The sequence below is a fragment of the Thioalkalivibrio sp. ALJ7 genome, assembly GCF_000376865.1.
Classification (GTDB): domain Bacteria; phylum Pseudomonadota; class Gammaproteobacteria; order Ectothiorhodospirales; family Ectothiorhodospiraceae; genus Thioalkalivibrio.
In genome coordinates, this window is the sequence record NZ_AQXQ01000012.1 from 759216 (window position 1) to 784153 (window position 24938).

20 protein-coding genes and 1 riboswitch are annotated in these 24938 nt (G+C 65.1%); of the genes, 6 read left to right on the plus strand and 14 right to left on the minus strand.

Annotated features, from left to right (window positions below; all coding sequences use genetic code 11):
- Positions 1 to 2: 2 nt before the first annotated feature.
- The 6 genes from rpe to purE form a co-directional block, all read right to left on the minus strand.
- Positions 3 to 692, minus strand: a complete 690-nt coding sequence (rpe, locus tag D002_RS0112255; RefSeq protein ID WP_018142220.1) for a ribulose-phosphate 3-epimerase — start codon at positions 690 to 692, stop codon at positions 3 to 5.
- A 215-nt stretch (positions 693 to 907) separates the two neighbouring features.
- On the minus strand, positions 908 to 1231 hold the full coding sequence (locus D002_RS0112260) for a cytochrome c (protein ID WP_026181704.1): 324 nt from the start codon (positions 1229 to 1231) through the stop codon (positions 908 to 910).
- A 145-nt stretch (positions 1232 to 1376) separates the two neighbouring features.
- Complete coding sequence (locus tag D002_RS0112265) at positions 1377 to 2042, minus strand: energy-coupling factor ABC transporter permease (RefSeq protein ID WP_018142222.1); 666 nt, start codon at positions 2040 to 2042, stop codon at positions 1377 to 1379.
- Between the two features lie 2 nt (positions 2043 to 2044).
- On the minus strand, positions 2045 to 2662 hold the full coding sequence (locus tag D002_RS0112270; RefSeq protein ID WP_018142223.1) for a class I SAM-dependent methyltransferase: 618 nt from the start codon (positions 2660 to 2662) through the stop codon (positions 2045 to 2047).
- Positions 2659 to 3840, minus strand: coding sequence for a 5-(carboxyamino)imidazole ribonucleotide synthase (locus D002_RS0112275; protein ID WP_018142224.1), 1182 nt, complete (start codon positions 3838 to 3840; stop codon positions 2659 to 2661). Before D002_RS0112275 ends, D002_RS0112270 begins: the two co-directional genes overlap by 4 nt.
- Positions 3837 to 4346, minus strand: coding sequence for a 5-(carboxyamino)imidazole ribonucleotide mutase (gene purE / locus D002_RS0112280; RefSeq protein ID WP_018142225.1), 510 nt, complete (start codon positions 4344 to 4346; stop codon positions 3837 to 3839). Before purE ends, D002_RS0112275 begins: the two co-directional genes overlap by 4 nt.
- Before the next feature lie 265 nt (positions 4347 to 4611).
- Here purE and D002_RS0112285 point away from each other — a divergent pair, with 265 nt between their 5' ends.
- The gene (locus D002_RS0112285; protein ID WP_018142226.1) at positions 4612 to 5508 is read left to right on the plus strand and encodes a phosphoribosylaminoimidazolesuccinocarboxamide synthase; all 897 of its coding nucleotides are present in this window, start codon (positions 4612 to 4614) and stop codon (positions 5506 to 5508) included.
- 11 nt (positions 5509 to 5519) lie between these two features.
- A complete protein-coding gene (gene bioD / locus D002_RS0112290) occupies positions 5520 to 6230 on the plus strand; it encodes a dethiobiotin synthase (protein WP_155996190.1) in 711 nt (236 codons plus the stop codon).
- Here bioD and D002_RS0112295 read toward each other — a convergent pair.
- From D002_RS0112295 to tkt, 6 genes are all read right to left on the minus strand, one after another.
- Positions 6164 to 6943 carry a lipid-binding SYLF domain-containing protein gene (locus D002_RS0112295; protein ID WP_026181705.1) on the minus strand — a complete coding sequence of 260 codons (780 nt, stop codon included), beginning with the start codon at positions 6941 to 6943 and terminating at the stop codon, positions 6164 to 6166. The genes bioD and D002_RS0112295 overlap by 67 nt on opposite strands.
- Positions 6944 to 7035: 92 nt before the next feature.
- Positions 7036 to 8100, minus strand: coding sequence for a class II fructose-bisphosphate aldolase (fba, locus tag D002_RS0112300; protein ID WP_018142229.1), 1065 nt, complete (start codon positions 8098 to 8100; stop codon positions 7036 to 7038).
- A gap of 78 nt (positions 8101 to 8178) precedes the next feature.
- A complete protein-coding gene (gene pyk, locus D002_RS0112305; RefSeq protein ID WP_018142230.1) occupies positions 8179 to 9609 on the minus strand; it encodes a pyruvate kinase in 1431 nt (476 codons plus the stop codon).
- A gap of 38 nt (positions 9610 to 9647) precedes the next feature.
- Positions 9648 to 10826 carry a phosphoglycerate kinase gene (locus D002_RS0112310; RefSeq protein WP_018142231.1) on the minus strand — a complete coding sequence of 393 codons (1179 nt, stop codon included), beginning with the start codon at positions 10824 to 10826 and terminating at the stop codon, positions 9648 to 9650.
- Between the two features lie 133 nt (positions 10827 to 10959).
- Positions 10960 to 11958 (minus strand): type I glyceraldehyde-3-phosphate dehydrogenase, encoded by a 999-nt coding sequence (gene gap / locus D002_RS0112315; RefSeq protein ID WP_018138126.1) that lies wholly within the window; start codon positions 11956 to 11958, stop codon positions 10960 to 10962.
- 41 nt (positions 11959 to 11999) lie between these two features.
- The gene (tkt, locus tag D002_RS0112320) at positions 12000 to 14000 is read right to left on the minus strand and encodes a transketolase (protein ID WP_018142232.1); all 2001 of its coding nucleotides are present in this window, start codon (positions 13998 to 14000) and stop codon (positions 12000 to 12002) included.
- A gap of 406 nt (positions 14001 to 14406) precedes the next feature.
- On the opposite strand from tkt, the gene metK reads away from it, so the two are divergent.
- From metK to D002_RS0112340, 4 genes are all read left to right on the plus strand, one after another.
- Positions 14407 to 15579, plus strand: coding sequence for a methionine adenosyltransferase (gene metK / locus D002_RS0112325; RefSeq protein ID WP_018142233.1), 1173 nt, complete (start codon positions 14407 to 14409; stop codon positions 15577 to 15579).
- Between the two features lie 33 nt (positions 15580 to 15612).
- Positions 15613 to 15693: riboswitch (S-adenosyl-L-homocysteine riboswitch) on the plus strand.
- Positions 15694 to 15712: 19 nt separating this feature from the next.
- A complete protein-coding gene (gene ahcY / locus D002_RS0112330) occupies positions 15713 to 17125 on the plus strand; it encodes an adenosylhomocysteinase (RefSeq protein WP_018142234.1) in 1413 nt (470 codons plus the stop codon).
- A 95-nt stretch (positions 17126 to 17220) separates the two neighbouring features.
- Positions 17221 to 18075, plus strand: coding sequence for a methylenetetrahydrofolate reductase [NAD(P)H] (metF, locus tag D002_RS0112335; protein WP_018142235.1), 855 nt, complete (start codon positions 17221 to 17223; stop codon positions 18073 to 18075).
- 6 nt (positions 18076 to 18081) lie between these two features.
- Entirely contained in the window at positions 18082 to 18828 is a 747-nt protein-coding gene (locus tag D002_RS0112340) for a 16S rRNA (uracil(1498)-N(3))-methyltransferase (protein ID WP_018142236.1), read from the plus strand.
- Positions 18829 to 18870: 42 nt separating this feature from the next.
- Here D002_RS0112340 and D002_RS0112345 read toward each other — a convergent pair whose 3' ends face one another.
- Positions 18871 to 19362: a hypothetical protein gene (locus tag D002_RS0112345; RefSeq protein ID WP_018142237.1), complete on the minus strand. Its 492-nt coding sequence runs from the start codon at positions 19360 to 19362 to the stop codon at positions 18871 to 18873.
- On the minus strand, positions 19359 to 24935 hold the full coding sequence (locus D002_RS0112350; RefSeq protein WP_018142238.1) for an Hpt domain-containing protein: 5577 nt from the start codon (positions 24933 to 24935) through the stop codon (positions 19359 to 19361). The genes D002_RS0112345 and D002_RS0112350 overlap by 4 nt, the downstream gene beginning before the upstream one ends.
- Positions 24936 to 24938 lie beyond the last annotated feature (3 nt).

Here is a 24938-nt window from a genome sequence, read left to right on the forward strand (position 1 = left end):
AATCAGGCCTTGGCCAGCTCGTCGCGCATCTGCTGGATGATGCTGTCGTAGCGGTTCGGATCGGTGTCACTACCAGCACCAAAGATGGCGGACCCGGCGACGAAGGTATCGGCCCCGGCGGCCTTGATCTCGCGGATGTTGTCGGCCTTCACGCCGCCGTCGATCTCGAGGCGGATGTCACGCCCGGAGGCGTCGATCATCTTGCGCGCCGCGCGCAGCTTGTCGAGGGTGTTCGGGATGAACTTCTGGCCACCGAAGCCCGGGTTCACCGACATCAGCAGGATCATGTCGACCTTGTCCATCACGTACTCGAGATAGGACAGCGGGGTCGCCGGATTGAATACCAGCCCGGCCTTGCAGCCCTCGGCGTGGATCAGCTGCAGGGTACGGTCGATGTGGTCCGACGCCTCCGGGTGGAAGGTGATGTAGCTGGCACCGGCCTGGGCAAAGTCCGGGATGATGCGATCTACCGGCTTGACCATCAGATGCACGTCGATCGGCGCGGTCACGCCGTGCTTGCGCAGGGCATCGCAGACCAGCGGGCCGATGGTCAGATTGGGCACGTAGTGGTTGTCCATCACGTCGAAGTGCACGGTGTCGGCACCGGCGGCCAGAACGTTGTCGACTTCTTCGCCCAGACGGGCAAAGTCGGCGGACAGGATGGACGGGGCGATGAAATCGGGTTGTGCCATGGAAAGCCTCGCAGAGATCACGGGTGAAGCAGGACCGACCACCGGTCATGCGCCAGGGAGACAGGATTCAATGTCTCACTATGAACCGCGGAACTTTACCGGATGCCGCCATGCCAGGCAAAAGCCCAGGGTTCGGAAAGCACCCCCAACGCAAACGGGCCGGGGAAACCCCGGCCCGCTGGCTGCCTCCACTGGTCGTTCGCAGAGCGAACCGATCAGTTGAACTCGGACGCGATGTAATGAGACAGGTTAGCGATGTCCTCGTCGCTCAGACCCTGGGCCTGCGGACGCATCAGGGCCGTGTGATCACCCACTTCCTCGCCGGCGCGATAACGCTCCATCTTATCGGTCAGGTAATCCGCATCTTTGCCGGCCAGCGCCGGGAAGATCGCCTGCCCCTTGCCCTGGGCGCCGTGGCAGCTGGCACAGGTGTTCTGGTACTTCGTCTGACCGGCCTGAATATCGGCAGCCTGGGCCGCAGTGGACAGCATCAGGACACTCCCGGCAATGCCGGCCAGTACAAACAGCTTGGTTTTCATTGTTGTGGTCTCCTCGTTCACGATCCTGGACAGGGTCATCGCCCTGTCTTGAAGCGAACGATAGCAGGGCTTTCCTGAATGCCGTATTAACGCAGAATCAAGCAGGGGCATCCCTGCAGAGCGCGGCACCACGCCATTCGCGGCATCAGCGCCCATGGATGTAGCGCTCGTCCGACCAGGTCGCCAGCCACTCGGGGCGGACCATCACCAACCCGGTGATCACGATGCCATTGATCACCGCCTCCGGCAGCACCAGCAGGGCCAGGTAGCGCAGGTAGTCGCGAACGATATCGACCCAGACCAGATCGGTGAACAGCCCGTAAATCGCGGCCGAGGCAAGTACCGTCGCAACAACGGACAGCGCCCCACCGAGGAAGCCAACGGCATAGAGATAAATGAACATGTGCGCCGGCAGGCGCGCCTCGGACAGGCGCAACAACCCCCAGGTGACCGCGACCGGCAGGATGCCCGCCAGCAGAACAGTCAGCGGGAAGGCAGCCAATGGAATCACCCCGAACAGCCCCAGGATCGCGACCACCAGGAAGACCATCAGGATCGCCAACTGCCAGCCGAACATCAGGGTTACAGTGGTCATGCCGAGAAAGTGCAGCGCCAGCCCATCCAGGGTCTGTGCGCGCATACTCCAGATCAGCAGCAGGCACAGCGTGGCAATCACGAAGAGCTGTATGCGGCCGGGCACGAAAAAGCTCTCCCAGGGCATGCGCCGTAGCATCACGATCAGCCCCAAACCGAGCAGCAGGGCGGACAGCACCCGGAGCGCGACCGGCAGTTCGCCCGCCCCGTCGATCATGTTCAGTCGGGCTCGCGCACCGCGGCCGCAACGGTGTATTCGCGGCCCTGCTTGACCTTGTCGTAATTGCCGAACACGTCCTTGAACCCCTTCTCGATAAAACGCCGCAATCCGGTAATGGTTACGACATAGATGCGGCCACCCGGGTTCATCTGCTCGTGGGCGTCCAACAGATAGGTCTGCAGCATCTCCCGCCCGACTTTGGCCGGCAGATTGGAGGTCACCAGGTCAACGCGCCGGTCACGAATCTGCGAGAAACCGTTGCTGGTCACGCAATCGACATTGTGGATGCTGTTCAGCTCGGCATTGCGACGGCTGTATTCCACCGCCAGGAAATTCGTATCCACCAGGGTGCAGTGGCCCTGAGGAGCCTTGCGCGCCAACGTCAGGCCGATCGGCCCGTAGCCACAGCCAAGGTCGAGACAGGCATCCGCCGGGTTCACCTGGATGCGCTCCAACAACATCCGTGTGCCATCGTCGATCCGCCGGGGCGAGAAGAGTCCCCAGGTGGTGCGAAAACGCAGGCGTTCCCCGGCCAGGGTGTCCTCGAACTCCAGATCGCGCTTCAGCTCCGTCTGCCGGGCGCGCCGCGCCTGGGCGTTGGGGAAGGCCTCGGTCATGCATCACCCCGCGCCGCCGGGCCGCCCGCGGCATCGGACAGTCCCTGCCACAGGCTCTCGGCGGTGGAGGCCGCGGCGATGGCATCGTCCTCGCCTGGCAGGCCCAGCACATTCACATGTCCCATCTTGCGGCCGGGCCGCGCCTTGGTCTTGCCATACAGATGCAGCCGGGCACGTCCGGCCTCCAGCACCCCCTGCCAGTCGGGCGCGGTCGACGCCGGCCACAGATCGCCCAGGAGGTTCACCATCGCCACCGGGGTGGTCAGCATCGCCGGGGCCAGCCCCAGCCCGCAGATTGCGCGGACTTGCTGGTGAAACTGGCTGACGGTGCAGGCATCCAGGCTGTAGTGTCCGGAATTATGCGGCCGCGGGGCGATCTCGTTGACCAGCAGCTCGCCGTTGACCGTCAGGAAGAACTCCACCGCCAGCACCCCTTGGTACTCCAGGCATTCCGCAATCCGCTGGGCAATGGCCGTAGCACGCTCGCGCGTGGGCTCGTCCAGACGGGCGGGCACTCGGGTCAGATGGAGGATGCCGTCACGATGGCTGTTCTCCGCGACCGGAAAGGCCTCGACATGGCCGTCCGGGGTACGAGCCACCAAGACCGAGACCTCGCGCTCCAGGTCGACCTGCTGCTCCAGTACACAATCCACTCCGCCCAACTCGGCATGGGCCTGCACCAGCTCATCGGCATGCGCGAGGCGCACCTGGCCCTTCCCGTCATAACCGAGCCGCGCGGTCTTCAAGATCGCGGGGAACGCCGGACCCTCGTCGATCAGGGGGGGGCGGAGGGCTGCGCCCGCCCACAGGGCCTGCCACGGGGCCACGGCCACGCCGATCTCGCCAAGAAAGGCCTTTTCTTCCAGGCGATCCTGGGCAATGGTCAGCGCACGCGGGCCCGGACGCAGGCAGGCATGGGCATCCAGCCACTCGATGGCGGCGCGTGGGATATTCTCGAATTCGGTGGTAATCACCGCGCATTGCCCGGCCAGGGCCTCTAGCGCCGCGGGGTCGTCGAAGGGCTGACACAGATGCCGCGTCGCCAGACGACCGGCCGGGCTGGCCGGATCGGGGTCCAGGACCCATACGGCATACCCCATCTCCAGCGCCGCCTGCACGAAATAGCGGCCGAGCTGCCCGCCACCGAGCAGCCCGAGGGTCGCGGGGGGCTGGATCATGACGGGTCCGGCGGCAGGGTCTGCCCCAGCACGGCCTGGCTCTGGGACTGGCGAAAGGCATCCAGACGCGCGCGCAGGCCGGTATCGTGGTTGGCCAGCATCGCCGCCGCGAACAGCGCAGCATTGGCCGCTCCGGCCTCGCCGATCGCAAAGGTCGCCACCGGAATGCCGCGCGGCATCTGCACGATGGAAAGCAAAGAGTCCTGCCCTTTAAGGTGACGCGAAGCGACGGGCACGCCGAGCACCGGAACCGGGGTCTTGGAGGCCAGCATTCCTGGCAGGTGCGCGGCCCCGCCAGCCCCGGCGATGATCGCCTGCAGGCCACGCCCGCGCGCCTGCTCGGCATACTCGAACAGGAGATCTGGCGTGCGATGGGCCGAAACCACCCGGGCCTCGAACGGGACCCCGAGTTCCTCCAGCACATCCACCGCGCGCTCCATGGTCGCCCAGTCAGAAGTGCTCCCCATCACCACGCCCACCCAGGGCGCCGCCGAATTGCCTGCCATCTCAGTCATGGCCCGAACGATAGCGACCCCGGCCCCACCCTACAAGCCGTGTTCAACACGAAGCACACGAAGGCACGAAGAAAATGCCGGTCGGAGCTACAGAGACATGATGCGATTCGCTTTGCTCTGCACATCCTGCCGCCTCCGATACCATTACGACCTTCTCCGTGCTCTCTGTGTCCTCCGTGGTGCAACCGCCGTTGACCTTCTTCGTGTCTTCGTGCGCCTCGTGGTGAAAAAAGCCCTCGCCCGGTAGAATCGCGGCATGACTGACACCCTGCTCGAAAGCCAGATTCCCGACCTCGAACTCGTCCATCGCGGGAAGGTGCGCGATTTGTACGCGGTGGATGCCGATCACTGGCTGATGGTCACCACCGACCGCCTGTCGGCCTTCGACGTGATCCTGCCCACACCGGTGCCGGACAAGGGCCGGGTGCTGACCGAGATTACCCAGTTCTGGATGCACAAGGTGGAACGCGAGCTGGACATCCCCAATCAGCTCACCGACATCCCGCTGGAACAGGTCATACCCGACCCGGCCATTCGTGCCCCTCTGGAAGGCCGCAGCCTCGTCATCCGCCGCCTGGAGGCCCTGCCGGTGGAGGCCGTGGTGCGCGGCTACCTGATCGGCTCCGGCTGGAAGGACTACCAGTCCAGCGGCGCGGTCTGCGGCATCCCGCTGCCGCTGGGGCTGGGGCTCGCCTCGAAGCTGCCGGAGGCGATCTTCACTCCCAGCACCAAGGCCGAGGTCGGCGACCACGACGCCAACATCGACTTCGACGCGGTGATCGCAACCATCGGCGAGATACGCGCCCGGCAGGTCCGCGATGCCGCCCTGGCGATCTACGCGATGGCTCGCGACTACGCGGCCGAACGCGGCATCATCATCGCCGACACCAAGTTCGAGTTTGGCGTCGACGCCGCAGGGGCCTTGCACCTGATCGACGAGGTACTGACCCCGGATTCCTCGCGCTTCTGGCCCGCCGACCGCTATGCGCCCGGTACCAGTCCCGAATCCTTCGACAAACAGTACGTTCGAGACTATCTGGAGACGCTGGACTGGGACAAGCAGGCGCCCGGCCCCGAGCTGCCCGCGGAGGTGGTGGAACAGACCGCGGCGCGCTACCGCGAGGCCCTGGAGCGCCTGACCGGCGACGCATGACTCGGGAAGACATGGCCGCCCCACCGCAGGGCCTGTTCGTCACCGGCACGGACACTGGGGTCGGCAAGACCTTCGTCAGCTGTGCCCTGCTACAGCTTTGGCACGAGCGAGGCCTGAAACCGCAGCCAAGAAAGCCCGTGGAGTCCGGCTGCCCAGCGGGCGCCAACGGCCTGACCCCCGAAGACGGGCTGAATCTGACCCGCGCCGCAGGGCTTCCGGATGCCGACATCGAACAGGTCACGCCCTGGCGCTTCCCCGACGCCATCGCGCCAGACCAGGCCGCAGCGAACCAGGGGGTGCGTCTGACCGTCGCACAGCTCGTCACCGCCTGCGGGACTGACGCGGAAGGCCCCCGGCTGGTCGAGGGCGCGGGAGGCTTCTACTCGCCACTGTGCGCGGACGGGTTGAACGCGGATCTCGCCAGCGCGCTGGGGTTGCCCGTGTTGCTGGTCGCGGAGGACCGGTTGGGGGCACTCAACACCTGCCTGCTCACCCTGGAGGCCCTGGAGCGGCGCGGGCTGGTGCTAGCCGGCATCGTGCTCAACCGCCGCCGGGCGGATGCCGATCCGCGCCTCGACAACCGAGCCGCCCTGCGCGCGCGCACGCACGCCGCGATCGTCGAGTCACCGGAAGGCATCACGCGGGCGGCGCTAGTTCAGAAGCTCTCCACCTCGAAGTTGTCCGGTCGAATCGGCTCCACCGGGGCCTGCTCGCGGCCCTGATCGCGGGCCTCTTCGGATTCCGCCCCGGAATCGGTACGGAAGGCGGCCAGGGTCTCGCGCAGCGCACGGGTACCCTCGCGGTCGACACGGCGCGACTCGATGATATGCACCGGACGCTGGGATTCGCCGTAATAGGCCTCGTTGAAGTCGTCGCGCACGGTCATCCGCGAACCGGAGAAGCTCATTCCCAGATAAGCACCACGGGAACGCGAGTAGGACAGGAAATCGGCGGTCGGGGTGGCGCTACGGCCCGCGCCTACCGGACCCGCAGCCACCGAGGCATCCCCACCCAGACGAATGGCGGACCCGAACATGGAGTCCACCGCATCCTGGGTGCGCGCCACCATCACCACCTCGGCCGCATCGCCCCCGAACTGCATGCCGAAGCTGACTGAACCCAGCGAATAGAACGCGACCGGTGAATAATCACCGCGCTCGTCATCCCAGGCGAGAAAGACCCCGATCCCACCGGAGCCCCCCACGAGGAATGCACCCCGCGCCACCCGCGGGAAGATCACCACGCCCCGGGCATCGCGTAGCTCCTCCTGGAGCGATTCGTATTCGGGATGGGTCGCCATGTTCTCCACCGTCGCCTGGGCGCGATCGATGATGTCCTGCGGGTCGATCTCGCGGCTGAACGGGTTGGCATGGGCGGTACCGGCCACAGCCGCCAGCATCACGGCGGTCAGGCAATAACGGATCAGTCGATGCATCGCGAAGGCCTCCATCAAGGCTTGCTAATGCGCTCATCATGGCACAAAAAAAGGGGGCCGAAGCCCCCTTTCATGTGCTGCATTCCGCAAGATCAGTTGACCTTGGGATCCAGCTCGCCAGACAGGTAACGCTTGACCATGTCGTCCAGGGAGATCGGCTTGATCTTGGACGCCATGCCGGCGCAACCGAAGGCCTCGTAACGGGCCTGGCAGATGTCCTTCATGGCCGCGGTGGAGGCCTTCAGGAATTTGCGCGGGTCGAATTCCTTCGGGTTCTCGGCCAGGAACTTGCGCACCGCACCGGTGGAGGCCATACGCAGGTCGGTGTCGATGTTGACCTTGCGCACGCCGTGCTTGATGCCTTCCTGGATCTCTTCAACCGGCACGCCATAGGTCTCGCCCATGTCGCCGCCGTACTTGTTGATGATTTCCAGCCACTCCTGCGGCACCGAGGAGGAACCGTGCATGACCAGATGGGTATCCGGGATGCGGTTGTGGATTTCCTTGATGCGCTGGATGGCGAGGATGTCACCGGTCGGCGGACGGGTGAACTTGTAGGCGCCGTGAGAGGTACCAATGGCGATCGCCAGAGCGTCGCACTTGGTGTTCTTCACGAAGTCGGCGGCCTCGTCCGGGTCGGTCAGCAGCTGGTCGTGGGACAGCTTGCCTTCGGCGCCGGAGCCGTCTTCCTCGCCGGCCATGCCGGTTTCCAGCGAACCCAGGCAGCCCAGCTCGCCTTCCACGGACACACCGCAGGCGTGGGCGATCTCGGAGACCTTGGCGGTCACGTCACGATTGTAGTCGTAGGTGGCCGGGGTCTTCATGTCGGGCATCAGGGAGCCGTCCATCATCACCGAGCTGAAGCCGGACTGGATGGAGCGCAGGCAGACCGCCGGCTCGGAGCCGTGGTCCTGGTGCAGCACGACCGGGATGTCCGGGTACTGCTCAATGGCGGCGATGATGTTGTGGCGCAGGAAGGGCTCGCCGGCGTACTTGCGGGCACCGGCGGAGGCCTGAATGATCACCGGGGAGTCGACCGCAGCGGCCGCTTCCATGATCGAGTGGACCTGCTCCATGTTGTTGGCGTTGTAAGCCGGCATGCCATAGCCATGCTCGGCGGCATGGTCCAGAAGCTGGCGAAGTGAGATCAGTGCCATGGATTCCTCCTTACAGGATTCGGACTGAGGTAGTAGAAAAGTCGATTCTCGGTTACACGACCGCCGGTGGTGCGCGGGTCAGGCCAGTTCGCCGACGCGCACGATCTTCATGGCGTTGGTCCCGCCATGCTCGCCCTGCAGGTCGCCCTTGGTAATGATAACCAGCCCGCCATCCTGCACGACGCCCTCGGCCTTGAGCAAGTTCACCGCCTCACGGTTCACGCTTTCATGGCTTTCGGGGATCGGGTCCAGGGTCACCGGGTAGACGCCACGGTAGAGCGTCATGCGGCGACTGGTCGACTCGTGCTGGGTGAGCGCGTAGATCGGGATGCCGGAGCTGATGCGGGACATCCACAGCGCCGTGGATCCGGATTCGGTCAGCGCGGCAATCGCGGCCACGTCCAGGTGGTTGGCGGTATACATGGTGGCCATCGCGATGGCCTCGTCCACGCGACCGAAGGTGGAATCCATGCGGTGGTCGGACTGCCGCGCGGCACGCTGGCGCTCCGCGGCCTCGCAGATCCGGTCCATGCTGGTCACTACGCGTGCCGGGTAGCGACCGGTCGCGGTCTCACCGGAGAGCATCACCGCGTCGGTCCCGTCCAGGACCGCGTTCGCGACATCGAAGACCTCGGCGCGGGTCGGGATCGGGTTCTGGATCATGGTCTCCATCATCTGGGTCGCGGTAATGACCAGACGATTGAGGGTACGCGCACGGGTAATGAGGGTCTTCTGCACGCCCGGCAACTCGGCGTCGCCAATCTCCACGCCGAGATCGCCGCGCGCAATCATGATCACCTCGGAGGCAGCAATGATCTCGTCGATCACCTCCAGGGCCTCGGAACGCTCGATCTTGGCGCAGATCCCGGCCTCCCAGCCGGCGTCCTTCAGCAGGCTGCGCGCAAGGTGCAGATCCTGGGCAGACCGTGGGAAAGACACGGCCAGATAGTCCACCTCCAACTCGGCCGCGAGGCGGATATCGTCGCGGTCCTTGTCGGTGATCGCGGGGGCCGAGAGGCCGCCGCCCTGGCGGTTGATGCCCTTGTTATTGGACAGCTCGCCGCCGACCTCCACCGTGGTCTCGATCCGGCCGCCGTTGACCGCCGTGACCTTGAGCACGATGCGGCCGTCATCCAGCAGCAGGATGTCCTCCGGGTGCACGTCGGCCGGCAGCTCCTTGTAGGTCAGGCCGACCTGGGTCTCGTCCCCGGCGTTGCGGTCGAGATCGGCGTCCAGCGCAAAAGGCGCGCCTTCTTCCAGGTACACCTTGCCCTGCTCGAAGCGGTCGATCCGGATCTTCGGCCCCTGCAGGTCGCCGAGCACGCCAACACAGCGGCCGACGCGCTCGGACGCCGCACGCAGTCGCGCCAGGCGCTGGCGATGATCATCCGGGTCGCCATGTGAAAAGTTCAGCCGGACCACATCCACGCCCGCGCGGATAATGGCCTCCATGGCCTCGTCGGTATCCGTGGCCGGCCCGAGGGTGGCCACGATCTTGGTGCGTCTCATCCGCGTCGATCTCCGTCAGCGGTGGACGCGCCCGGGCCTCAGCCCTTGGCGCGCTCTTCCAGGATGGCGACGGCCGGCAGGGTCTTGCCTTCCAGGAATTCCAGGAAGGCACCGCCGCCGGTGGAGATGTAGCTGATGCGATCGGCCAGGTTGTACTTGTCGATGGCGGCCAGGGTGTCACCACCACCAGCAATGGAGAAGGCGTTGCTCTCGGCAATCGCCTCACCAAGCGCCTTGGTGCCGCCGGCGAACTGGTCGAACTCGAACACGCCCACCGGGCCATTCCAGACGATGGTGCCGGCGTTGCGCAGGGCCTCGGCGTAGGTCGCCGCGGTCTCGGGGCCGACATCGAAGATCATGTCGTCGTCGGCCACGGCGTTCACGGCCTTGGTCTCGGCCGGGGTGGACTCGGAGAATTCCTTGCCTACGGTCACGTCGGTCGGGACCGGGATCTCGCCGCCCTTGGAACGGGCGGCCTCCATCAGGCGCTTGGATTCGTCGACCAGGTCCGCCTCATACAGGGACTTGCCCACTCCGTGGCCCTGGGCCGCGATGAAGGTATTGGCGATGCCACCACCCACGATCAGCTGATCGACGACGTTGGACAGCGACTCCAGCACGGTCAGCTTGGTCGAGACCTTGGAACCACCGACGATCGCCACCAGCGGGCGCTTCGGGGTCTCCAGGGCCTGACCAAGGGCCTCCAGCTCCTTGGCCAGCAGCGGGCCGGCGCAGGCCTGCGGGGCGAACTTCGCCACGCCGTGGGTGGAGGCCTGGGCGCGGTGGGCGGTACCAAAGGCGTCCATCACGAACACGTCGCACAGCGCGGCGTACTTCTTCGCCAGCGCCTCGTCGTCCTTTTTCTCGCCCGCGTTGAAGCGGACGTTCTCGAGCAGGATGACTTCACCCGGCTTCGCGTCCACTCCGTCGAGGTAATCCCGCACCAGGCGCACTTCGCGCCCGAGCAGACCGGCCATGTGCTCGGCGACCGGGGCCAGGGAGTCTTCTTCGGAGAACTCGCCCTCGGTCGGCCGGCCCAGGTGCGACATCAGCATCACGCTGGCGCCGCCTTCCAGGGCCTTCTGCACGGTCTCGAGGCTCGCGCGGATACGCGCGTCGGAGGTGACCTTGCCGCCCTTCACCGGGACGTTGAGATCCTGGCGCACCAACACACGGCGGCCCTGCAGGTCGAGATCGGTCATCTTGATGACAGACATGGGAGTACCTCTCGGAAATACGATTGGAAAGAAAAAGGCTTCGGGCAAACCCCAACGGGGTTGGCCCCAGGCCTCTCAAGAGACGCTGGAATACGGAAATGGCCGGATCCCCAGGGGACCCGGCCATCCGGTCTTACTTGGCGACGTGTTCCACCATGCGCAGCATGTTGCAGGTGTAGCCGTACTCGTTGTCGTACCAGGCCACGACCTTCACGAAGGTCGGGTCCAGCTGGATGCCGGCGCCGGCGTCAAACACGGACGGGGCGGTGTAGCCACGGAAGTCGGTGGAGACCACCAGCTCGTCGGTGTAGCCCAGCACGCCCTTCAGCTCGCCCTCGGAGGCCTTCTTCATGGCCGCGCAGACGTCGTCGTACTTGGCGTCGCCGTTCAGTTCCACGGTCAGGTCGACCACGGAGACGTCGGAGGTCGGCACACGGAAGGCCATGCCGGTCAGCTTGCCGTTCAGTTCCGGCAGCACCTTGCCCACGGCCTTGGCCGCACCGGTGGAGGACGGGATGATGTTCTCCAGGATGCCGCGGCCGCCGCGCCAGTCCTTCATGGACGGGCCGTCAACGGTCTTCTGGGTCGCGGTGGCGGCGTGCACGGTGGTCATCAGGCCACGCTTGATGCCCCAGGTGTCGTTCAGCACCTTGGCCACCGGGGCCAGGGCGTTGGTGGTGCAGGAGGCGGCGGAGACCATGTTCTGGCCGGCGTAGTCACCGTGGTTCACGCCATACACGAACATCGGGGTGTCGTCCTTGGACGGCGCGGACATCACGACCTTCTTGGCGCCGGCGTCCAGGTGCTTCTGGGCGGTCTCGGCGGTCAGGAACAGGCCGGTGGACTCGATCACGATGTCGGCGTTGATGTCGCCCCACTTCAGCGCGGACGGGTCCTTCTCGGCGGTCAGGCGGATACGGTTGCCGTTCACCACCAGGTGATCGCCGTCGACGCTGATGTCGCCTTCGAAGCGGCCATGCACGGAGTCGTAACGCAGCATGTAGGCCAGGTACTCCGGATCCAGCAGGTCGTTGATGCCGACCACCTGCAGGTTCGGGAAGTCCTTGGCGATGGCGCGGAAGGCCATGCGACCGATGCGACCGAAGCCGTTGATACCAACCTTGATAGACATGGGAGTCTCCTCTCTATTGCTTATGCAGAATCAATTCGGGCTCAGCCCTTCATCACGTCACGCGCAACCTGGGCGACATTCCCCGGCTTGAAGCCGAAGTAGTCGAACAGGGCGCCACCCGGGGCGGACTCGCCGAAGCGATCCAGGCCAAACACCGCGCCGTCGAGGCCGGTGAACTTGTGCCAGGTGGCGGTTGCGCCGGCCTCGATGGCGACACGGGCGCGCACGGCGTTCGGCAGTACGGCCTCGCGGTAGGCCGGGTCTTGCTGCTCGAACAGCTCGACACAGGGCATGGACACCACGCGCACCTTCTTGCCTTCGCCGGCCAGCTCGTCGGCGGCCTGCACGGCCAGTTCGATCTCGGAACCGGTCGCGATGAAGATCAGGTCCGGGGTGCCGTCGCAGTCCTTCAGCACATAGCCACCACGGGCGATGTTGGCAAGCTGCTCGCCATCGCGCTCCATATGCGGCAGACCCTGACGCGACAGGATGAAGGCCGACGGGCCGTCGGTCCGCTCGATACCGGCCTTCCAAGCAACCGCGGTCTCCACCGCATCGCAGGGACGCCAGACGTTCAGGTTCGGGATCAGACGCAGGCTCGGGGTCTGCTCGATCGGCTGGTGGGTCGGACCGTCTTCGCCCAGACCGATGGAGTCATGGGTCAACACGTACATGATCCGCTGCTTCATCAGCGCGGACATGCGGATGCCGTTACGGGCGTAGTCGGAGAAGATCAGGAAGGTGCCGCCGTAGGGGATGAACCCGCCGTGCAGGGCAATGCCGTTCATGATCGCGGCCATGCCGAATTCACGCACGCCGTAGTACACGTAGTTGCCCGCGGCGTCGTCCTTGCTGACGCCCTTGGAGCCGGAATACATGGTCAGGTTGGAACCGGCCAGGTCGGCGGAGCCGCCCAGCAGTTCCGGGACGGCCGGGGCCATGCCAGCAATCGCGTTCTGCGAGGCCTTGCGCGAAGCGACCTTCTCGGCCTTCTCGACGGTCTGCTTGATGTAGGCGTTGGCCTTCTCGCTCCAGTCGGCAGGCAGATCGCCCGCAATGCGGCGCTCGAACTCGGCGGCCAGTTCCGGATGCGCAGCCTTGTACGCGGCAAAACGCTCCTTCCACTCGGCCTCGGCCTTGGCGCCCTTGTCCTTGGCGCTCCAGCCGTCGTAGATGTCGTTCGGGATCTCGAACGGGGCGTGCTCCCAGCCCAGTTCCTTGCGGGTCAGCGCGATCTCGTCATCGCCCAGGGCGGCACCGTGGCACTCTTCCTTGCCAGACTTGTTCGGCGAACCAAAGCCGATCACGGTGCGGCAGCAGATCAGGCTCGGCTTGTCACTGTGCTTGCGCGCCTCTTCGATGGCGGCCTTGACCGCATCCGCGTCGTGTCCGTCCACGCCGCGCACGACGTGCCAGCCATACGCCTCGAAACGGCCCGGGGTGTCGTCGGTAAACCAGCCTTCAACCTCGCCATCGATGGAGATGCCGTTGTCATCCCAGAAGGCGACCAGCTTGCCCAGGCCCAGGGTGCCGGCCAGGGCGCAGGTCTCGTGGGAGATCCCTTCCATCATGCAGCCGTCGCCGAGGAAGGCGTAGGTATTGTGGTCAACGATGTCGTGACCCGGCTGATTGAAGTGGGCCGACATCATCTTCTCGGCCAGCGCCATGCCGATCGCGTTGGAGATGCCCTGGCCCAGCGGACCCGTGGTGGTCTCGACGCCGGCGGTGTAGCCATACTCGGGGTGACCCGGGGTCTGCGAGTGCAGCTGGCGGAACTGCTTGATCTCGTCCATCGGCAGGTCGTAGCCGGTCAGGTGCAGCAGCGAGTAGACCAGCATGGAACCGTGGCCGTTGGACATCACGAAGCGGTCGCGATCCGGCCAGCTCGGATTCGCCGGGTTGTGCTGCATATAGTCGTTCCACAGCACCTCGGCGATGTCCGCCATCCCCATCGGCGCACCCGGGTGACCGGAATTGGCCTTCTGGACCGCGTCCATCGACAAGGCGCGGACGGCGTTTGCAAGCTCTCTACGGGTCGGCATGCTGATCTCCTGCTCTAAAGTAGTGTTGGATTCGGCTGATGGCGGGCAGCGGCGCAGGGCGCCAGCGCGGCAGACCCGGACGAGTCGGCCGAACGAGGTAGTACCAGTACCTGCCGGCGCTCCAGGGGCGCGGCGTGCCCCGAGCAGCCTGCGGAAGCGCTCTCGTCTCCTGCCACATGAGCGCAGAGCGGGCAGCGCTTCCCATCAAAGGCGATGCATTTTGGCCACTTTCGAGCAGCGGGGCAAGTCGGCCCCAGACCGCGCCACGCTGCGGCCTTGCCGCTGGCGCAGGTCGCGATGCCCCCACCATTGCCGGGGAGGGGCTTAGAAAATTCCGGCGAGTCGCGTTACACTAGAGGTCGTTTTGCGCAAAACTAAATAGAACCGACCCAAAAGGAAACGCTTAATGTCCAACGACTACATCTTTACTTCGGAATCTGTCTCTGCCGGTCACCCCGACAAGATGGCCGACCTGGTGTCCGACACCATCGTCGACGCCATCATCGAGCAGGACCCGCACGCCCGTATCGCCTGTGAAACCGCCACCAAGACCGGCATGGTCATGCTGCTGGGCGAGATCACCACCGGCGCGCAGATCGACTACGAAAGCCTGGTGCGCGAGACCGTCTGCGAGATCGGCTACAACGACTCCGACGTCGGCTTCGACGGCAAGACCTGCGCCGTGCTGAACGTGCTTGGCGAACAGTCCAAGGACATCGCTCAGGGTGTGGACCGCGACGTCTCCGACCGCGCCACCCAGGGTGCCGGCGACCAGGGCCTGATGTTCGGTTACGCCGCGCGCGAGACCGACACCCTGATGCCTGCCCCGATCTTCTACGCCCACAAGATGGTGCGCATCCAGTCCGAACTGATGAAGAGCGGCAAGCTGCCGTGGCTGCGCCCGGACGCCAAGAGCCAGGTCTCCCTGCGCTACGAAGACGGCAAGCCGGCCGGCCTGGACGCGGTGGTCCTGTCCACCCAGCACAGCCCCGAGATCTCGCAGAAAGATCTGCAGGAAGCGATCTATGAAGAGATCTTCAAGAAGGTCCTGCCGACCGAGTGGCTGGGCAAAGTCTCCAAGGATCAGATCCACATCAACCCGACCGGCAAGTTCGAGATCGGCGGCCCGGTGGGCGACGCTGGCCTGACCGGCCGCAAGATCATCGTCGACACCTACGGCGGCATGGCCCGTCACGGTGGTGGCGCGTTCTCCGGCAAGGACCCGTCCAAGGTGGACCGCTCCGCCGCCTACGCCGGCCGTTATGTGGCCAAGAACATCGTCGCCGCCGGCCTGGCCGACAAGTGCGAGATCCAGGTCTCCTACGCCATCGGCGTGGCCGAGCCGACCTCGATCACCATCGACACCTTCGGCACCGGCAAGGTCGACGATCGCAAGATCGAAGGCTTCGTGCGCGACGTGTTTGATCTGCGTCCGTGGGGTCTGATCCAGATGATGGACCTGCTGCGCCCGATCTATAAGGCGACTGCCGCCTACGGTCACTTCGGTCGTGAAGACGTCGACCTCCCCTGGGAGCGTACCGACAAGGCCGAGGAACTTAAGAAGATGGCGGGCCTCTAAGCACACCCGACATTTTGTAAGCAAAATACCCATCCGGCTGAGGAGCGCTGCAGCGGTCCAACCGTCAGGCTCAGCTGGATGTCCCCTGAAAAATGCACACGGCGCTCATCCAGATAGACGGAGAAGTTAATCCATGAATGCTGTGATGAACGACAAGAAAACGACCGACTACGTCGTCAAGGACATTAACCTTGCCGAATTCGGCCGCAAGGAAATTGCGATCGCCGAGACCGAAATGCCTGGCCTGGTCCAGACTCGCGAAGAGTTCGCGGCCTCCAAGCCGCTCAAGGGCGCCAAGATTGCCGGCTCCCTGCATATGACCATCCAGACTGCGGTCCTGATCCAGACCCTGGAAGCCCTGGGCGCCGACGTGCGCTGGGCCTCCTGCAACATCTACTCCACCCAGGACCACGCCGCGGCCGCTATCGCCGACAACGGCACCCCGGTCTTCGCCGTGAAGGGCGAAACCCTGGAAGAGTACTGGGACTACTGCCACCGTATCTTTGAATTCGACGGCGGCGCCAACATGATCCTGGACGACGGTGGCGATGCCACGCTGCTCCTGCACATCGGCGCCAAGGCCGAGAAGGACCCGTCCGTCATCTCCAACCCGGAGAACGAAGAAGAAGTCGCCCTGTTTGCCTCGATCAAGGATCGTCTGGCCAAGCAGCCGACCTGGTACTCCGAGCAGCTCGCCAAGATCCAGGGCGTGACCGAAGAGACCACCACCGGTGTCCATCGCCTGTACCAGATGGCGAAAGACGGCGAACTGGCCTTCCCGGCGATCAACGTCAATGACTCGGTCACCAAGTCCAAGTTCGACAACCTGTACGGCTGCCGCGAGTCCACCGTGGACTCCATCAAGCGCGCCACCGACGTGATGATCGCGGGCAAGATCGCCGTGGTCTGCGGCTACGGTGACGTCGGCAAGGGTGCCGCCCAGTCGCTGGCCGGTCTTGGTGCCACCGTGTGGATCACCGAGATCGACCCGATCTGCGCCCTGCAGGCCGCCATGGAAGGCTTCCGTGTGGTCACGATGGAAGAAGCGGCCGACAAGGCCGAGATCTTCGTTACCGCCACCGGTAACAAGGATGTGATCACCGAAGATCACATGACCCGCATGAAGAACCAGGCCATCGTCTGCAACATCGGTCACTTCGACTCCGAGATCGCCGTGGCCGCGATGCGCAAGTACGAGTGGGAGAACATCAAGCCGCAGGTTGACCACATCATCCTGCCGAACGGCAACCGGATCATCATGCTGGCCGAAGGCCGTCTGGTGAACCTGGGCTGCGGTACCGGTCATCCGAGCTTCGTGATGTCCAACTCCTTCACCAACCAGACCCTGGCTCAGATCGAGCTGTGGACCAAGGGTGACGAGTACGACAAGAACGTGTTCGTGCTGCCGAAGCACCTGGACGAGAAGGTTGCGCAGCTGCACCTGAAGAAGCTGGGTGCCAACCTGACCCGTCTGACCGACGATCAGGCCAAGTACCTGGGTATGTCGGCGGATGGCCCGTTCAAGCCGGAACACTACCGCTACTGATCGGCCAGCCTCACATTTCAATTCGTTGCTAATGTGAACGCCGAGGCGGGCCGCATGTTCGTGCGGCCCGCCTTCTTTTTGCCTGGAGGACAAACATGTCTACACAAGAACGCGTCTACAGCGTTGAATTCTTCCCGCCCAAGGACGAGGCCGGGGCCGAACGGCTGGCCAAGGCCCGCAAGCGCCTGGGCGCCCTGAATCCCGAGTTCTACTCCGTCACCTTCGGCGCCGGGGGGTCCACCCGCGACCGCACCCTGGAGACGGTCAAGGACATCATCGACCACGACGGCATTCCGGCCGCCCCGCACGTCTCCTGCATCTCCTCATCCAAGGACGAGCTGCGCGACCTGCTGTCGACCTATCGCGACATCGGCGTGAAACGCATCGTCGCCCTGCGCGGTGACCTGCCGTCCGGCACCAGCCGCGCGAGCGGTGACTTCCGCTACGCCTCGGAACTCGTCGAGTTCGTGCGCGCCGAGTTCGGCAACCAGTTCAAGATCGAGGTAGCGGCCTATCCGGAGTTCCATCCGCAGGCGCCCAATGCCGAGAAGGACCTCGAGAATTTCAAGACCAAGGTGGACGCCGGCGCCGACGCTGCAATCACCCAGTACTTCTATAACGTGGATGCCTACGTGGCCTTCATGGAACGGGTGCAGAAGATGGGCATCGATATCCCGATCATCGCCGGGATCATGCCGATCACCAACTACACCCAGATCGTGCGCTTCTCCGAGATGTGCGGTGCCGAGATCCCGCGCTACATCCGCAAGCGGATGGAGGCCTACGGTGATGACAAGGAGTCGATCCGCAAGCTCGGCATCGAGCTCGCCACGCGGCTGACCGACGACCTTCTGGCGAAGGGCGCCCCGGGTATCCACTTCTATTCGATGAACCAGGCCGGACCGACCGAACAGATCTGGAAGGCCCTGGACCTCAACAATCGGAAGTAGAGTGATATGCGCTGCCCCCGGCTACTGCTTGAAAACGAGGCACTGGCCGCGGGGCAGTCCTTCCCCGCTTCGCAAGATCGACTGCACTACGCCACTACAGTCCTGCGCCTGAAAAGCGGCGCCCCTTGCCGCGTTTTCGACGGCCACGGCAACGAGTTCGAGGCCACACTCGAACTAACCGATCGCCGCCACGGCACCTTCCATCTCGGCCCGCGTGCCGCCGACCCAAGTCACCCCACCTTTCCTGTGCATCTGCTTCAGGGCGTCGCCCGTGGGGATCACATGGACCTCGCCATTCAGAAGGCCGTGGAGCTGGGCGTACAATCCATTCGCCCGGTACTCTGTGAACGTTCGCGGTCGGCCGCCGCCCACAAAGGTCTGGAGAAACGCCAGCGCCACTGGCGCGGCATCCTGCAAGCTGCGGCAGAACAGTGTGGCCGGAACGAATTGCCGCAGTTGCATGAGGCAGCGGACCCAGGGGTCGCCCTCGCGGGCCTTCCCGACGGGGTGCGCATTCTCGCGGAAGAAGGTGGACCGGGTCTGGAAAGCCGCCTCGCAGCGCTCGAATCGGCGCCTCAATCCATCGCGCTGTATATCGGACCGGAGGGAGGACTCACGCCCGAGGAACACGAGCAGGCCCAGGCGAGCGGCTTTCTTGGGGTGGGGATGGGGCCGCGAACCTTGCGCACCGAGACAGCGACGATCGCCCTCATCACGCTGGTTCAGGCGCGCCTTGGCGACCTCCAGGGATAGTGGAACACCCGCACGAGCTGACGTCGTTACGTACCCCTAAGATCAGGCCGGCTGCGCCTCGCCGAGCTCCAGCAGACGCTGCTCCAGGGTATCCAGCCGCATCAGGTGGGTCGTCACGCCGGAGGCCTTGACCCGCCAGGACCAGGGCGTCGCTTCGGCATCTTCAAGGGCATAGATGTTCTGTGGGGTGATCTGCACCGGATGCGGGGTCCCCCGCACCTCCAACGCGTAGAAGGGCAGGTGATCCGGCTGCATCACCGCCTGCATGACCAGCAAGCGGCTAAACCGGCGCCGATCCGCGCCACTGTCACGCTCCGGGTCCAGCAACTGGTTCACGTTGACCACCGGCACCCGCACATCCTGCCAGACCAGGCTTGGCTCCAGCCACGGGATATCCGGGTGCTCGGAATCTTGCTCCACCACACCGGCACGCGTCGTCACCTCAAGGAAGGCACTACGCGGCAACAGGATGGACCCGGTGTCCAGCTGAACGATCACGGCCTCGACCGCTTCGGTCTGCCCTTCCTCGCTCATGCCGGCACCTCATGCAGTTGCTCACGGATCGCGTTCAGCAGGTCATTTTCCAGATAGGGCTTGCCGAGGTAACCATTGACCCCAAGACGGTTTGCCCGCTCGCGGTGCTTGGTCCCGCTACGCGAGGTGATCATGATGATCGGGACCTGCCCGAAATCCGGATGGTCGCGCACATGGGAGGCAAACTCGAAGCCGTCCATGCGCGGCATCTCGACGTCCAGCAGGATCAGCTGCGGCCGCCGCTCGTCGAGCAGGCTGATCGCGTCAAGACCGTCGCGGGCAGTGACCACATCGTAGCCATGACGACTTAGCAGGCGGGCCGTGACCTTGCGGATGGTGATCGAATCGTCCACCACCATGATGCGCTTGACGCTATGGGCCTCGATCACCGGCTGCGCCGCCTCCGGCAGCGACGCCGCTGCAGCCGCGAAGCGCACCAGCATACTGAGATCCAGGATCAACATCACCGAACCATCGCCCTGCAGTGTGGCACCGGCCACGCCCGGGATACGGCTCAATACCGGCCCCACAGACTTCACCACGACTTCCTGGCTACCCAGCAGGCCATCAATGCGCAGGGCAACGCGCTGATCATCCGCTCGCACGAGCAGCAGCGGGAACGGGTGCTCCGGGAAATGCTCGACGCCGGCCTGGCTCTCGACGCCCATCAGGTCGCCGAGGCCACGGACCTGATAGTCCTGTCCAATATAGTTGTACGTCGCCTCGCCGTCGCGCCGATCGATCTCTTCGGCTCGGGCCCGGACCACACCCTCCACCGAGGCCATCGGGACGGCAAAGGTCTCCTCGCCCACCTGCACCAAAAGGGCCTGAGAAATGGCCAGGGTAAACGGCAACCGCATGGTAAAGCGGGAGCCCTTGCCAGGTGTCGACTGGATGTCGAGCGTCCCACCCAGCTGCTTTACATCACTGTTCACCACATCCAGACCCACACCACGGCCCGCGACATGCGAGACCTCGGCGGCCGTGGAAAATCCGGATTGCAGGATGAGCTGCAACGCCTGGGGATCGCTCACCTCGGCATCGGCCGCAATGAGTCCACGCTCCACGGCACGGGCACGAATGGCCTCGGCGTCGATGCCCTTGCCATCGTCGGTGACCTGCAACCGGATCTCGCTGCCGGACTGTTCCAGGCTGACGTCGATTTGTCCCTGCGCGGGCTTTCCGGCCTGTTCGCGTTCAGCCGGCGTCTCGAGGCCGTGCGCAATCGCGTTGCGCAACAGGTGTTCCAGCGGCGACACCAGCCGTTCCAGCAAGGCGCGGTCGAGCTCGGCGCCCTGCCCGGTAAATTCCACACGCACGGGCTTGTCCAGGTCTTCCCCCGCCTGCCGCACGACTCGACGTAGACGCGGCGCCATGCGGGCGAAACGCACCATGCGCTGACGCATCAGCTGATCCTGGAGATCCGTACCCACCCGCCGCTGCTGCAGCAAGATGCCACCGGCATTCTGCAGCTCGTCGCCCACTTCCTGCTTAAGGGCCTCGAGGTCACTGACACTCTCCGCCAGCGCGCGCGAGAGTTGCTGAATGCCGGAATAGCGGTCCATCTCCAGCGGGTCGAAGTCCAGGGCCTCTTCGCCACTCTCTTCTTCCACCCGGAACAGGATTTGCGCCTCGGTCTCGATCTCGAGCTTGCGCAGCTGGTCACGCAAGCGGGCGATGGTGCGCTCCAGCTCGTCGACCTGACCTTCGACCCGCCCGACGGTCTGTTCGAAGCGCCGATGGAAGGTCGCCAGCTCACCGGCATTGTTCACCAGGCTGTCCAGCACCTCGGCATCCATGCGGACCTGGTCCTGGATGCGGCGCCCTTCTGCCTCGGGCGCCTCGTGGGTACGCTGATCCCCGGCGGCACTCGGCACCTGCGTCGGCGGCGCATCCTCATCCCCGGTATCGCTCGCCACCGAGTCTTCAGATTCGGCCGCTGTCTCCGACGGCACATCCGACTCAGCGTCGGCCCCTTCGGCAGACTCTCCGGCCGCCCAGGCCCGGAGGGCCGGCAGTGATTCACTGGCAGACTCGTCCATCTGCCATGCCCCCACGCCCCGTTCAACCAGATGCTGGACGTCGGTCAGGGCACGTTCGGCGAGCTGGAAGAAACCGTCGCGGGGTTCCAGGCCGGTCTCGGTCTCGACGCTCAGCGCGCTCTCCAGCGCATGCGCAACGGACCCGACCACGGTGAAGCCTGCCATGCGGGCACTGCCCTTCAAGGTATGCAGTTCGCGCTGGAAGGTGTTCTGGTCGGGTCCGGGGCGGCCACCGGCTTCGCGCCAGCCACCCAGGGCGGCAAAGGCCGCCTCGAGGATATCGCGGGCCTCCTCGATGAAGACCTCGGCAAACTCCCAGTCAATCTCGAACTCGGCCTCGGCCGCTGGCGTAGCCGGCTCGTCGCCGGCGAAACCGGGGCCCGCGAATTCCGGCGCATCCTCTTCGCCCGCATCCTCCTCGGCCCGCAACAACTGTTCGGCCGTCGCATGATCCAGCAAGGAATAGACCTCGGGCGCCCAAGTGGGTGGATCCATCACCTTGCGTGGATCGGGCTCCTCGTCCCCCACCGCATCCGCCACGTAGCCTTCCAGCTGCCGCAACAGCTCGATGGCCTGGGTGGGCAATGCCCACTCCATGTCACGATGGATGCGGATCAGGCGCTCAAACGGCCCACAAACCGAGTAGATCCCCCGAATGTCGGCCGTCCGCGCGCTCCCGTTCAGGGTATGCAGCGCGCGCTCCAGATCGTGATTCGGAATCCGGTCCGGCCGCCACTGGGACTCGTCCAGCCAGCCCCGTAGCGTGAGCAGATGAACCTGCGCCTCGGCGGAGAAGACCTGCCACAGCTGCGGGTCCGTTTCCATGCGGGCGATTTCGGACTCGGGCTCCCCCGTGTCGACGGCCCCGACGGCTGCGAGTGACTCCTCGTCGAGGTCAGCCGGTTCGTCGCCGACCTCGATCCCGGCGGTCGCGGGCTCTTCCAGCTCTTCGCTCAGCACCTCTTCATTGGTGTCGAGCGCATCAGCCGGGAGCTCAAGGTCTTCGAGGTCCAAAGGGGAGGCTGCTACCTCTTCGGACTCGGACGCCTCTTCCGGTGGCAAGTCCGGCACGAAGGCGCCCGGTTCCTGCAGGAAAGAGTCGGCAACCGCCTCCTCCGCAATCTCCGTCGCTTCGGTGGGCTCGGCAGGCTCTGGTGCATCGAGCCCATCAAGGGTGCGCGCCAAGGCCAGGAAATCTTCTTCCGCCCCTGGTGGTGCGACACGCTCGGCGGCGGCGTCATCCTCGGGCTCGGCGTCGGTGGCCACGTCACCACTGGCCAGGGCCCGGAGTCGCAACGCGATATCCAGCACCGGGGTATCCGGACCGGTATCGTCACGGACCTCGGTCACCAAGCCAGGCAGCACGCCAATGGCATCCTCGATCACCTGCAGGGTTGCATGATCCGCTTCGTGGCCCGAGTCCAACAACCGGTTCAGGAAGGACTCGAGCGCCCAGGCAAACTCCCCCAGGCGCAGGGCGCCGGCGAGACGGCCGGATCCCTTTAGCGTATGGAACGACCGCCGAATGACCGAAAGGGTCTCCAGGTCGGCCGGATTGGTCTGCCAGCGCGGGAAGTGCTCGCCCAGGCTCGCCACCTCCTCGTCCGATTCCTCAAGGAAGATCTCCAGGATCTCCGGGTCCACATCCGGGCCACGAACCTGCTCCGCCAGCACGGTGTCATCGAATGGGAGCGAATCGCGCCCACCCGCCGGAACCGGGCTGGAGGTGGCACCCACGTCGTCCAAATCCAGCTCATGCGCCGCGTCGTCCGGCGCCCCGGCATCAAGCCCGGCATCCAGTGCCGACGCGGAGCCAACATCGTGGTCGTCGGCTGCCGCAAGGTCCTGCAGCGGTTTCCCTTCAGCCTCGGAGTCACCACCGGAGATGGCGCCGATCCGCTGCAGCGCTGCAATCCCACGCTCGTGGACGCTGTCCAGTTCGCGCCACGGCTGACCGGAGGACTCCAGCGCCACTTCGATACTGCTGAGCACCTCGGCCAGGGCTTCAATCTCGCCCGCATCCAGCTGGGTCGCAGCCATGCCGGCACGGGAATCGAGATGTCGAATCAGCGGGCCAAGAAGGGCGTGCAGGGCCTCGAAGCCCGACATCGACATCGCCCCCTCGATACGGCGCAGACCCTCCCGGGCCTCGTCAAGGCCATCACCCGAGGTCTCCGGACCTGCGTCGAGGAATCCGAGAAACAGGTCACGAACCCGGCGGACGTCAACCAAGGCCTCCTTGTACACCGCCACCGCCAGGGCACGATCAAACTCGGCTTGAGGCGTGGGGCTTGTGCTCTTGCGACGCAGACCGGATTCCAACAGGGCTTCTAGGGCCAGGAGGTGCTCCGCCAGCACCATGTCGACCTGTTCGTCCGCCTCTCCGGCACGCTCAGGAGTCAGTGAGGCCGCCAGGGCATCCGTGTGGTCCTGTCCGGAATCCAGGCCCAGCAGACTGAGGGTCGAGCCGATCCTTTCGACCTGTTCACGCAGGTTATCGAGGTCCTCGGCCCCCCGGACGGGTGAGCGCATCAGGACATCAAGGCGCTCGCGCACCTCGGCAAGATCGTCTTCCAAGGCCTGACGCAGGTTGTCGTAAACCGATCGCCCGACACCGCTCTCCTCGTCGAGATTCAGGCTATCCAGCCCGAACACCTCACGTACGGCCAGGGTCTGCTCACCTTCCGAGGTCGCACAGGCCACGTGGAACAAAAGCGTCTTGACCAGCGCGGCCGGGGCCTCGTATTCGGGCTCGGACCCGTCACCGGACGACTCAACGTGAGCAATCAGAACGCTGAGGTAACGACCCAGCTCGCGATCAATCCGGCCGATCAGTCGGCGCACATCGGTATCGGCTTCGACCCCGCCCTGGGCGATGGCTTCGAGCACGGCACCCGCCACCCAGAACAGGCGGCGGGCCTCACCCGCCGGAACCGCTTCCTCGACCACACGAGCGGTCTCCTGCAAGCGCCCAGCCGGCGTGGTCGCATCGTCACCTCGCACAAGCTCCAGCAGGTCACGCTGGAAACGGCGCCGCGCCTGTTGCAGTACCGGCACTCGGGCGACCGGCTCCAGCACCTCGTCGCCGGAGCCCACGCGGGCATCATCCACCGATTGTGGGTCCGGCATTAACGCCGCCACATCCAGCAGTAACGAGGCGCCACGGCTGCTGCGAAGCTCGTTCAGCAGCGGTACGAGGATCATCGGCGAGGGCAGTTCGCCATCGCCCTCGTTCTCGAGATAATCCGGGAGTTGCAGCGCGGCCCGCAGTAGCGGCTCGGTCGCCGCCACGTTCGGCTCGTCCGCCTGTTCGAGCTGTTCCAGGACCTGCAGCATCTCGTCGCAGATCAGGACCACGCTCTCGACCTGGACCATGACCAGGGTATTGCGGATCTGGTCGACCCGGCTGCGGGCCTCGGCCAGACAATCGCCGCAGGACGGGTCGTCCGAGTACCGCCGCAATGCGTCCTGGACCTCGACAAACAGCTTGTCGAGTTCGTCACGGACCCAGTTCAGTGCGCTGGATGCCATCGG